The organism is Streptomyces sp. NPDC026673, assembly GCF_040638135.1.
Classification (GTDB): domain Bacteria; phylum Actinomycetota; class Actinomycetes; order Streptomycetales; family Streptomycetaceae; genus Actinacidiphila.
This window is the reverse complement of the sequence record NZ_JBEZXR010000036.1, coordinates 41,907-53,241: the sequence shown is the minus strand read 5'-3', so window position 1 is coordinate 53,241 and position 11,335 is coordinate 41,907. Positions and strand designations below refer to the sequence as shown.

6 protein-coding genes are annotated in these 11,335 nt (G+C 72.2%); 3 read left to right on the top strand and 3 right to left on the bottom strand.

Going from position 1 to position 11,335, the window contains the following annotated elements:
• Window positions 1-206 precede the first annotated feature (206 nt).
• Window positions 207-1,166, top strand: a complete 960-nt coding sequence (locus AB0F62_RS23800; protein ID WP_361802471.1) for a polyphosphate kinase 2 family protein — start codon at window positions 207-209, stop codon at window positions 1,164-1,166.
• Between the two features lie 70 nt (window positions 1,167-1,236).
• Window positions 1,237-4,020 carry an HAD-IC family P-type ATPase gene (locus tag AB0F62_RS23795; protein WP_361802536.1) on the top strand — a complete coding sequence of 928 codons (2,784 nt, stop codon included), beginning with the start codon at window positions 1,237-1,239 and terminating at the stop codon, window positions 4,018-4,020.
• Here AB0F62_RS23795 and AB0F62_RS23790 read toward each other — a convergent pair.
• The 3 genes from AB0F62_RS23790 to AB0F62_RS23780 all read right to left on the bottom strand — a co-directional run bounded on the left by AB0F62_RS23790 (window position 3,981) and on the right by AB0F62_RS23780 (window position 8,320).
• Window positions 3,981-5,081 carry a histidine kinase gene (locus tag AB0F62_RS23790; protein ID WP_361802468.1) on the bottom strand — a complete coding sequence of 367 codons (1,101 nt, stop codon included), beginning with the start codon at window positions 5,079-5,081 and terminating at the stop codon, window positions 3,981-3,983. The genes AB0F62_RS23795 and AB0F62_RS23790 overlap by 40 nt on opposite strands.
• The gene (locus AB0F62_RS23785; RefSeq protein ID WP_361802465.1) at window positions 5,078-5,743 is read right to left on the bottom strand and encodes a response regulator transcription factor; all 666 of its coding nucleotides are present in this window, start codon (window positions 5,741-5,743) and stop codon (window positions 5,078-5,080) included. The genes AB0F62_RS23790 and AB0F62_RS23785 overlap by 4 nt, the downstream gene beginning before the upstream one ends.
• A gap of 726 nt (window positions 5,744-6,469) precedes the next feature.
• Window positions 6,470-8,320, bottom strand: coding sequence for a Na+/H+ antiporter NhaA (locus AB0F62_RS23780; protein ID WP_361802462.1), 1,851 nt, complete (start codon window positions 8,318-8,320; stop codon window positions 6,470-6,472).
• Between the two features lie 308 nt (window positions 8,321-8,628).
• On the opposite strand from AB0F62_RS23780, the gene AB0F62_RS23775 reads away from it, so the two are divergent.
• Window positions 8,629-11,241: a Pls/PosA family non-ribosomal peptide synthetase gene (locus AB0F62_RS23775; RefSeq protein WP_361802459.1), complete on the top strand. Its 2,613-nt coding sequence runs from the start codon at window positions 8,629-8,631 to the stop codon at window positions 11,239-11,241.
• The last annotated feature ends 94 nt before the right edge of the window (window positions 11,242-11,335 follow it).

Here is an 11,335-nt window from a genome sequence, read left to right as displayed (position 1 = left end):
CGACCCGGGCGGCCCGGATGCCTGACGCCGCCGGGGCGCTGCCGGGGAGCCGCTGGGAGGGCGGTCATCGCGCGGCGCCGGGCCGGTTCCGCAACCCGGCCGGAGGGCCGCGCCGCCCGTTCAGGCGAACGGACCCGGCCCGGTTGACGCGCCCCACAGGGCGGCGGAATGTGACGGATATCCCTTTCCGGAAAGGCCGGTCGGCGATGGCGGACACCATGGCGGGGCGCATAGCGAAGTTCATCGAGCCGCTGCGTGTGAAGCCGGGTTCCACCGTGGACCTGGCCCGTGACTTCGACCCCGGCTACCGGGGGAGCCTGAGGAAGCGGGAGGGCGTCGAACTCCTGAGCACGGGCGTCTCGCTGCTCGCCGAGTACCAGGCGCGGCTGGCCGCCCAGGACACCTACGGGGTGCTGCTGTGCCTCCAGGCACTCGACGCCGGGGGCAAGGACGGCACCATCCGCCACGTGATGAGCGGGGTGAACCCGCAGGGCGTGCGGGTCAGCAGCTTCAAGGTGCCCTCCGCGGAGGAGCTCGACCACGACTATCTGTGGCGCTACGCGAGGCGGCTGCCCGCACGGGGCGAGATCGCGATCTTCAACCGCTCCCACTACGAGGAGGTCCTCGTCGTACGGGTGCATCCCGAGGTCCTGGAGCGTCAGAAACTGCCGGAGCACCCGCGGGGCGCGGGCATCTGGGAGCGCAGGTACCGGGAGATCAACAACTGGGAGCGGTATCTGACCGACAACGGCTTCAAGGTCGTGAAGATCTTCCTCAACCTCTCGAAGGAGGAGCAGCGCACCCGCTTCCTGAAGCGGATCGACCTGCCCGAGAAGAACTGGAAGTTCTCCGCCGCCGACGCAAGGGAGCGCCGTCGCTGGGACGACTACCAGGAGGCGTTCTCCGAGATGCTCTCGGCCACCAGCACACGCTGGGCCCCCTGGTACGTCGTCCCCGCGGACCGGAAGTGGTTCGCGCGGATCTGCGCCGCGGCCGTACTCGCCCACACGCTGATGGAGATCGATCCCCGGTACCCCACGGTCGATGACCAGGCGCGGCGCGAACTGCTCACGGCCCGGCAGGAGTTGCTCAAGGAGGCGCCCGGCGGGGCGCCGGCCGACCCGTACGCGGCCCGGCGACGGGCGAAGGACGCGCGGCAACCCTAGGCCGGCCTGGGACCGGCCCGCCCCGGCGGGCGGGGACGCGGACGCGGACGACCGGATCGGAGGCATGACGATGACGGTGCAGCCCAACCCGGAGGACCGGCGACCCGCGTCCCCGGCAGGCTGGTACGCACGGTCCCCGCAGGACGTTGCGACGGCACTCGGGGTGGACCCGGCCGTGGGACTGTCCGCGGCACGGGCGGCGGAGCTGCTGGCCGCGCACGGGCCGAACGCGCTGCCCGAGGAGAAGCCGCCGCCGGCCTGGCGGCGCTTCCTCGCCCAGTACCGCAGCTACATGCAGATCATCCTGGTGGCCGCGGCCGTGGTCTCGTTCCTGATCGCCCAGTGGGCCACCGGCATCCTCCTCGTCCTGCTCACCCTGCTGAACGCGGTCGTCGGGCTGCGCCAGGAGGGCAAGGCGGAGAGCGCCATGAACGCGCTGAAGTCGATGATGAAGGCCACCGCACGGGTACGGCGCGACGGCACCGAGTCGGAGGTGCCGGCCGAACGGATCGTGGTGGGCGACGTCGTGCTGATCGCCGCGGGCGACCAGGTCCCGGCGGACGGGCGGATCGTCCAGGCCAGCGCCCTGCAGATCGACGAGTCCGCGCTGACCGGCGAGAGCGTCCCCGCCGCCAAGGACGCCGGCACGCTCCCCGCCGGCCCCGGCAGCCCGGGACCCGGGGATCAGACCAACATGGCCTTCATGAACACCCCCGTCACCCATGGGAGCGGGGTTCTGGTCGTCACCGGCACGGGCGCGGGCACGGAGTTGGGCAAGATCTCCGGGATGCTGTCGGCCACCGCCAAGGAGCAGTCGCCGCTGACCAAGGAGTTGGACAACCTCACCCTGTGGATCGCCGCGGCGGCCGGCCTGACGATGGTCGTGATGTTCGCCCTCGGCCGCGCCCGCGGCCAGGACTGGGACGTGCTGTTCGTCAGCGCGGTGTCCCTGGCCATCGCCGCCATCCCCGAGGCGCTGCCGACGGTGACCCAGGTGATCCTCTCGGTGGGCAGTCTCAACCTCGCCCGGCGCAACGCGATCGTGAAGGAGCTGCCCTCGGTCGAGACCCTCGGTTTCACCTCGGCCATCAACTCCGACAAGACCGGCACCCTGACGATGAACCAGATGACCGCCGTCGAGGTGGTCAGCCCCACCGACCGCTACACCGTCTCCGGCATCGGCTACGGCCTGGAGGGCCGGGTCCACCACGCCGCGGGTTCCTCGGCGGGCATCGAGGACGCGATCCTGCCGTACGTCGTGGCCAGCGACGCGAAGCTGGTGGACGGCAGGGTCGTGGGCGACCCCACCGAGGGTGCCCTGCTCGTCCTCGGCCACAAGGCCGGACTGGACATCGACGCCACCAGGGAGCGGTTCCCGCGGCTGGCCACCCTGCCGTTCGACCCCGGCTACAAGCTGATGGCCACCTTCAACGCGGCCACCGACGCCTCGGGCCGCCCGGTCGTGCGGTGTTTCGTCAAGGGCGCGGCACCGGCCGTGACGGCCCGGGCCGTCACCGCCCTGTCGGCCGGCACCTCCATCCCGTGGGACGACGCGCTGCAGCGGCGCGCCCGGGAGGCCGCCGAGCGGATGGGCGGCGAGGGACACCGCGTCATGGCCGCCGCCACCCGCGACCTGGACCCGGACGACTTCGACCCCGGCGGCGACCTCCTGGCCCTGGTCACCGGGCTGCGGATGACCAGCCTCGTCGGCATGGTCGACCCGCCCCGCGAGGAGTCCCGCGACGCCGTGGCGGACGCCCAGGCGGCCCACATCCGGGTCCGCATGGTCACCGGGGACGACGTCACCACCGGGGCCGCCATCGCCCGGCAGCTCGGCATCCCCGGCGAGGCCGTGCTCGGCGCGGACTTCGCCGCGCTGCCGGAGGAGGAACGACTGGCCCGCATCGACGGCATCGGCGTGGTCGGGCGGGTCGCGCCCGAGCACAAGGTGCTGCTCGCCGACACGCTGAAGAAGAAGGGCGACGTGGTGGCGATGACCGGCGACGGCGTCAACGACGCCCCCGCCATCAAGGCCGCCGACATCGGCATCGCCATGGGCAGCGGCACCGACGTCGCCAAGAACGCGGGCCGCATGATCCTGTCCGACGACAACTTCGCCACGATCATGCACGCCGTGGAGGAGGGCCGGAAGCTCTATGACAACCTCACCAAGTACATCCGCTTCGTCCTCCTGCTGCTGGTCACCTTCGTCCTGACCTTCCTCGGCGCCACCTTGTTCAACATCGCCGCCGGCGAGCCCTTCACCCCGGCCCAGGTGCTGTGGGTGCACTTCGTCGTCAACGCCCCCTTCGGCTTCGCCCTGGGCTTCGACCAGGAGAGCCCCGGCCTCATGCGCCGCACGCCGCGCCCCCGCGGGGAGTCCGTGCTGACCAGGCCCGTGCTGATCACCGTCGGGCTGAGCGGACTGGCGATCACCGTGATCCTGCTCGCCCTGATCAAGGTGGGGGAGAGCCACTTCCACAGCGCTGCCGTCGGCAACTCGATGGCCTTCACCGCCTTCGCCCTCTGCCTGATCGTCGCGGCGTTCGAGTGCCGCAGCGAGACCGGATCGGTGTTCACGACCGCCACCTTCGACAGCAAGCAGATGAACTGGGCGGCCCTCTCCGAGTTCGTCCTCGCGGTTCTGGTGACCCAGATGGACGGCTTCCGCCGCGTCCTGGGCACCACGGAGATCAACCTGCGGCAGTTCGGCTGGGCGCTGCTGTCCGCCGTCGTGCTGCTCCTGCTGTGGGAAGTGGCCAAGCTGCCGGCCCGCCGGGCGAGGGCTGCGGAACGGGGCCGGCCGGCGCCGCTTCAGGCGCCGGTGGCCGGCAGTTCCAGCCTGAGCTCGTAGCCCCCGTCGGCCGTGGGGCCCGAGGTGACGGTGCCGCCGAGGAGCGCGGCGCGCTGCCGGAGGCCGACCAGGCCGTAGTGGGCGCTGGGCAGGGGGAGCGCGGGCCGGGTGGGGGCGGTGTTGGTGACCGTGACGCGGACGGTGCCGTCATGGCGGCGGATACGGACGCTCGCGGAGGCTCCGGGTGCGTGCTTGCGCACGTTGGTGAGCGCCTCCTGAACGGTGCGGTACACCGCGCGCTGCACCGTCGGCGGCAGCCCGTCGGGCAGGTCGGGATGGAGCTCGGCCTCGATGCCGCTGCCGCTGACCAGGCGTTCCAGGTCGGCGAGCGAGGGCTGCGGGGTCAGTTCCGTCGGCAGGCCCCCGGAGGCGCGCAGCACGCTGACCATGTGGCGCAGCTCGTCGAGGGTCTGCACGCTCAGCCGCCGGATCGTGGCCGCGGCCTCCTTGACCTCGGCGTCCTGCGTACCGACCTGGAGCGCGCCGGCCCGCACGGCGATCAGGCTGACCTGGTGGGAGACCACGTCGTGCATCTCCCGGGCCAGCTGCGCGCGTTCCTCGGCCAGGACGCTCTGCGCGGTGAGCAGCCGCTCGTGGTCCCGGGCCTCGGAGATCTCGGCGAGCCGCAGCGACAGGTCCCGCCGGGCCTGCACCAGCTGGCCGAGGAAGACCGGGGCGGCGGCCGTCGCGGCGGTGTAGCTCAAGGTGATCAGGGTCGAGGGTTCCGACAGGTCGAACTTGGGCGCGGGCCACGGCGCCATGTCGGCGATCGTGAAGGCCAGCGCGCAGCCCGCCAGCAGCCAGCGGCGCTGGGAGAGCGAGGCGAGGGTGTACAGCGCGGCCAGGGTGGCGAAGGCCGCGTCCGAGACCAGCACCGCGGGCAGCGCCAGCAGGAAGGTGGTCAGCGGCAGCCGACGGCGCAGCATCAGGGCGACGGCACCCCCGAGGGCGCAGCCGAAGCGCACCGGCTCCTCGGGATCGACGTTGACCCAGATGTCGAACAGCGCGACCGCGACGACGACGAGATCCACCACCGTGGGCGACGGACGCCGGAACCTCATCCTCCCTCACCGTCCTGCGGTTGTTTGAGGAGACCCGCGCGTTCGGCGAGCAGCGCGGCCTGTACCCGGCTTCCCACCTGGAGCTTGGTGAGGATGGCGCTGACGTGGTCCTTCACCGTGCCGGTGCCCAGGTGCATCCGCGTGGCGATGTCCGCGTTGGACAGCCCCTCGGCGACCAGGAGCAGGACGGTGCGTTCGCGGTCGGTCAGCCGGGCCACGCCGCGGATCGCCGTATCCTGCGGGCCGGCGCCCAGGTACCCGTCCACGACCGTCCGGGTGACCTTGGACGACAGGACGGCGCCGCCGTCGGCCAGCGTCCGGACCAGGAACGGCAGTTCCTCGGGGTCGGTGTCCTTCAGCAGGAAACCGGCCGCGCCCGAGCGGAGCGCCGTGGCCACGTACTCGTCCATGTCGAAGGTCGTCAGCATCGCCACCACCGGAGGATGCGGCAGCCGCCGGAGCCCGGCCAGGACGGACAGGCCGTCCACGTCGGGCATTCTGATGTCCAGCAGGACGACGTCGGGCTGGGCCTCCTGCGCGGTGCGGATCGCCTGCCCGCCGGGCACCGCCGCCACGACCTCGATGTCGTCGGCCGCGTCGAGGATGCGCTGGAAGCCCGTACGGATCAGGGCCTCGTCGTCGACCACCAATACCCGGATCACGCGTGCTCCACTCGCCACCGGACCACTGTCCGATTCCTACCACGCCGCGGACCGTCCGGCTTGGACGCCGGCCGCGTCCGCCCAGGTGACGGGGTGTGCCGGTCAGGAGGCGGATGCGGTTCCGGACACCTGACGGAGGGGTCGTCGCGGGCGGTTTCCACAACCTTGGAGCACATGACCAACGTAACACCGGGTACGCCGCCGGCAGCGGTACGCGGGGCGGGCCGGTGGGCCGGGCGAGGGAGGTGTCCCGCGGCCGCTCCCTTGCGCCGTTCGCGGCGCCTGCCGGCTCCAGGCCGGTCGTCCTCATCGGCCGGCCGGTGCCGCGGAACGGGCGCTCGGGGCGGTGGGCCAGGGGACGCGTACTGATCCGCTCCGCCGTTCTCGTCGACCCGGGCGCGGCGCTGACATGCCTCGACACGCCGGTCAGCGTGATGCGCGTCCCACGGGCCGGCCCTTCGTCCTCGCCCTGCCGCCGGCCGGCTGCGGGCCCACCCTCTGGCCCTCGTCACCGCGGCGGCCGCGCGCCGGCTGCACGGGGTCATGGCTGCCCCCGCACCCGGGCCCCGTACCTGGGCCAGGGCGCGCGGTCAGCGCCGCGCCGGACCGGCCGGCGTGGCCGCCCCGCGCAGCCGGACGCCCTGGGTGATCACGCGCGGACCGGCTCCCCGGCGACGCGCAGGCGCCGACCGGGACCGGCCGGGACCGCCGCCGCCAGTGCCGCCGCTAGTGGTGGCGGGTCGCCTTGGCGCGTTCCAGGGCGCCGCGGACCACGGCCGACAGGCTCTCGATGTCGTACGCGCCGTAATGGCGGCGGCCGTTGACGAAGAACGTCGGGGTCCCGGACACATTGCTCAGGTCCGCGGACTCGGCGTCCTCGGCGACCCGGACCGCGACGGAGCGGGTCTCGAGGTCGTGCCAGAAGCGCTCCATGTCGAGCTCGATCGCGGTGCCCAGCCGTTCGAGTCCCGGTGGGTCGAGCGCCTGCGGGTGGGCGAAGATCTGGTCGTACATCTCCCAGAAGCGGTCCTGTGCGGCGGCGGCCTCCGTGGCGCGGGCGGCGTGGACGGCGTGGGGGTGGACGTCGGCCAGCGGCAGATGACGCCAGACGTACCGGACGTCACCGAAGTCGGCGAGCAGGTCGCGGATGACCGGTTCGGCCTCGCCGCAGTAAGGGCACTCGAAGTCGCCGTACTCGACGACGGTGACCAGGGCGTCGTGCGGGCCGCGGATGTGGTCCCGCTCGGGGTCCACGGGGGCGGCCAGGTCCTCCAGTTGCTCCGCCTTGCCGAGCAGCGCACGGCGGCGCACCGCGCGGGGCAGCCGCGACAGGACGAGCGTCACGCACCAGGTGAGCAGGAAGGAGAGGAGGACCGCGCCGAGGATGCCGACCTTGGCCTCGGCCAGCCGCCCGCCCTCGAACGCCCGGTCCGCGATGAGCAGGGCGATGGTGAAGCCGATGCCGGAGATGGTGCCCCCGGCCGTCACCGCGCCCCAGCCGACCGCCGGGCGCAGCCGGCCGCGGCTGAGCCAGGTGGTGAGCGCGGAAGCGCCCACGATGCCGAGCGGTTTGCCCACCACATAGGCGACGAGGATGCCCAGGGTGACGGCGGAGGTGAACGCGGCCACCAACTGCGCCGCGTCGATGGTGACGCCGGCGTTCGCCAGGGCGAAGGCCGGGACGATGAGATAGCCGGTCCAGGGGCGGAACAGTTCCTGCAGCCGGGAGTTGAGCGACACCGACAGCGCCAGGCCGCGCCGGGCGCTGCGCTCCAGCCGGGGTGTGGGCTGCTCCCTGAAGCGCAGGTAGAGCGTGCTGGCCCGGCGCAGGTCCGCGCCGCGCGCCGGGTGGTCGCAGGCCATGAGGCCGAGCGCCAGGCCCGTCACGACCGGGTCCACCCCGGAGCCGAGCAGGGCGAACCACACGGCCACGCCGGTGAGCGCGTAGGCGGCGCCGCGGAACTCGCCGCAGGCCCGTACGACGGAGTTGGCGACCCAGATCCCGACGGCGAAGAGGCCGACCGCGACGCACAGTTCGGGCCAGGAGATGCCGCTGGTGTAGGCGAAGGCGATGACGGCGAGCGCGATGAAGTCGTCGACGACGGACGCGGTCAGGATGAACGCCCGTGTCGCGGCGGGCAGCCGGCGGCCGAGCAGGGCGTACAGGCCCAGTGCGAAGGCGGTGTCGGTGGAGATCACCGTGCCCCAGCCCCGCGCCTCGGGCGTGCCGTGGGTGAAGGCCAGGTAGAGGGCGAGCGGCACGAGCATCCCGGCGAGGCCGGCCGTCGTCGGCAGGGTGATCCGGGTCCGCTCGCGGAACTCTCCGAGGTCGAACTCCCTGCGGGCCTCGAGGCCGACGATGAAGAAGAACAGCGTCATCAGCCCGCTGTTGATCCACTCGCGCAGGTCGAGTGAGACCCCGTGCGAGCCCAGGGTCAGCGACAGTTGGGTGTGCCACACGGACTCGTAGTTCTCCGGCGCCAGGTTGGCCCAGGCGAGGGCGATGATCGTGGCGGCCAGCAGGAAGCCGGCGCTCGCCGTCTCGGTGCGCAGGAACCGCAGGCGCGGAGTGGTCACGCCGGGGCGGCGCGGAGTCTGCCCTGTTGCGCTCGGGGACGAGAACGCACTCACCCGCACATCGTGGCACGTGCGCCGGGCGGGGGCCCGTCGCGCGCCCTGCCGGGCCCGGTCACGGGAGACGGCCTCCGAGGGCGCCTACGGACGGTGACCGACCTGCCGGCCGCGTGCCCGGCGGTTGGCGCCGCGGCGCCGGACGTTCGAAACTGCAAGAAGACGACTTCCGCCCGTACGGCCGGAGAAGGGCCCACGACCTCGTGGTGGCCGGCCGCTGGGAAGCGGGTGGTCGTAGACCCTCAGGGGCTCACATGGTGGACAAATCTGCTGGAACCTTCACGCACGATCAGGAGGAGGCTTCGACCACCGGGGGTGATCGTGCCGGTCCCGGGACCGGCACGGAGGGTCTCCTCGCGGAGACCCTGGCCGGCGTCGTCCACACGGAGCAGGTCTCCGTGGACAGCCACTTCTTCGACGACCTGGGCGCCGACTCGTTGGTGATGGCGCACTTCTGCGCGCGGCTGAGGAAACGGCCGGACGCGCCCTCCGTGTCGATGAAGGAGATCTACCGTTACCCGACCGTCCGGAGCCTGGCGGCCGCCCTGGACGAGGCCGCGCCGCCCGCCGCCTCCGCTCGCGCGCCGTCCACGGCCGACGCGGCCGCGGGTGCGGACATGGACGCGACGCCCTCCCGGGTGCGGCGATCGGCGGTGGGGCCGCCGTCCGGCACACCCCGGTACGTGCTCTGCGCGACGCTGCAGCTCATGTTCTTCCTCGCCTACTCCTTCGGGGCCGCGCTCGTCCTGACCAAGGGCGTGGACTGGATCGCCGGGGCCTCGGGCCTGTTCGACACCTACCTCCGGGCGGTCGCCTTCGGCGCTGTGGCCTTCGCCGCGGTGTGCCTGCTCCCCGTCGTCGCCAAGTGGGCGCTCGTCGGGCGGTGGCGTCCCCGGCAGATCCGCATCTGGAGCCTGGCGTACTTCCGCTTCTGGTGCGTCAAGACGCTCATCCGGTCGGATCCGCTGGTGTTCTTCCACGGATCGCCGCTGTACACGCTCTACCTGCGGGCACTCGGCGCGAGGATCGGGCGCCGGGTCACCGTCCTGTCGCGACGCGTGCCGGTCTGCACCGACCTGCTCACGATCGGCGACGACACGGTGATCCGCAAGGACGTGTTCTTCTCCTGCTACCGCGCCGAGTCCGGGGTGATCCGGACCGGCCCCGTCACGCTCGGCAAGGACGTGCTCGTCGGCGAGGTGACGGTGATCGACATCGATACGGCGATGGGCGACGGGACCCAGCTCGGCCACGCCTCCTCGCTCCACGCGGGCCAGCGCGTGCCCGACGGCGAGCACTGGCACGGATCCCCGGCCCAGCCCACCGAGGTCGACTACCGGGCCGTCGGCCCGGCCCGCTGCGGCGCCGCGCGCAGGGCGGGCTACTCCGTGTCGCAGCTCCTGGGGGCGGTCCTGGTGTACGTGCCGCTGGCCGTCGCCGGCACGGTGCTGCTGTTCGCGGCCGTGCCGCAGTTCTCCTCGCTCCTGGAGCCGGGGCCCACGGCGCTGACGACCTGGGCGTTCTACGCCGACGCCCTGATCACCTCGGTCGCCCTGTTCTTCGGCGCGGTGGTGCTCGGCCTGCTGTTCACGGTGACGGTCCCGCGCGTGCTGAACCTGGCCGTCCGACCGGACACGGTCTACCCCCTGTTCGGCTTCCGGTACGGAATGCACCGGGCCATCGGCTTCCTCACCAACCGGCGCTTCTACAAGACCCTGTTCGGCGACAGCTCCGCCATCGTCCAGTACCTGAGCGGTCTCGGGTACCGGTTCTCCGACGTGGAGCAGACCGGGTCGAACTTCGGCACGATCATGAAGCAGGACAACCCGTTCCTCAGCGCCGTCGGCCGGGGGACGATGGTGGCCGACGGTCTGTCGATCATCAACGCCGACTTCTCCAGCTCCTCCTTCTGCGTCTCGCGCGCCACCATCGGGCCGCACAACTTCGTCGGCAACTACGTCGCCTATCCGTCGCAGGGCAGGACGGGGGACAACTGCCTCCTGGCGACCAAGGTCATGGTCCCGGTGGACGGGCAGGTACGGGAGAACGTCGGCCTGCTGGGTTCGCCGAGCTTCGAGATCCCGCGGTCCGTCCTGCGCGACAGCAGGTTCGACCACCTCAAGGACGGCGAGACCTTCCGGCGCCGCCTGGCCGCGAAGAACAAGCACAACGTCTTCACCATGGCGCTGCACCTGTTCGCGCGGTGGATCTTCTTCTTCTGGGTGGCGCTCGTGGTGTCGGTGGCCGCGGACCTGTACGCCGTGCTCGGGGTGTCGGTGATCGCGCTCGCCAACGTCCTCACGCTCGCCTTCACCGTCGCCGACATGGTGGTCTCGGAACGCATCGCCACAGGCTTCCGGGGGCTGCGGCCGCTGTACTGCTCGATCTACGAGCGTCCCTTCTGGCGGCACGAGCGCTACTGGAAGGTCACGAGCGTGACCGAGGCGATCATGGTCTTCAACGGCACGCCCTTCAAGAGCGTCATCTGGCGCTGGCTGGGCGTCCGGATCGGCCGCCGGGTCTTCGACGACGGCTGCTACTTCCCGGAACGCTCCCTGGTCGCCATCGGTGACGAGTGCGTTCTCAACGAGGGCAGCCGGATCCAGTGCCACTCCCAGGAAGACGGCACCTTCAAGTCCGACCACAGCGCGCTGGAGGCCGGCTGCACCCTTGGCGTCGGGGCCCTCGTCCACTACGGCGTGACGATGGAGGAGGAGGCGGTCCTCGCACCCGACTCCTTCCTCATGAAGGGCGAGGAGATGCCGCGCCGGGCCCACTGGGCCGGCAACCCCGCCCGGGAGATGCCGGACGAGCTGCCGGCGCCCCCGCCGCACCGCGACGCCGGGGCCGCCGCCCGGACCGGCTGAGCGGGGCCGCCGCGCCGCGCTCCGTGACCGGCCGGACACTGCGGTGGCACCCGCGTCCGATCGGGCCAACACTGGTGGAGTACGGGCAAATCGA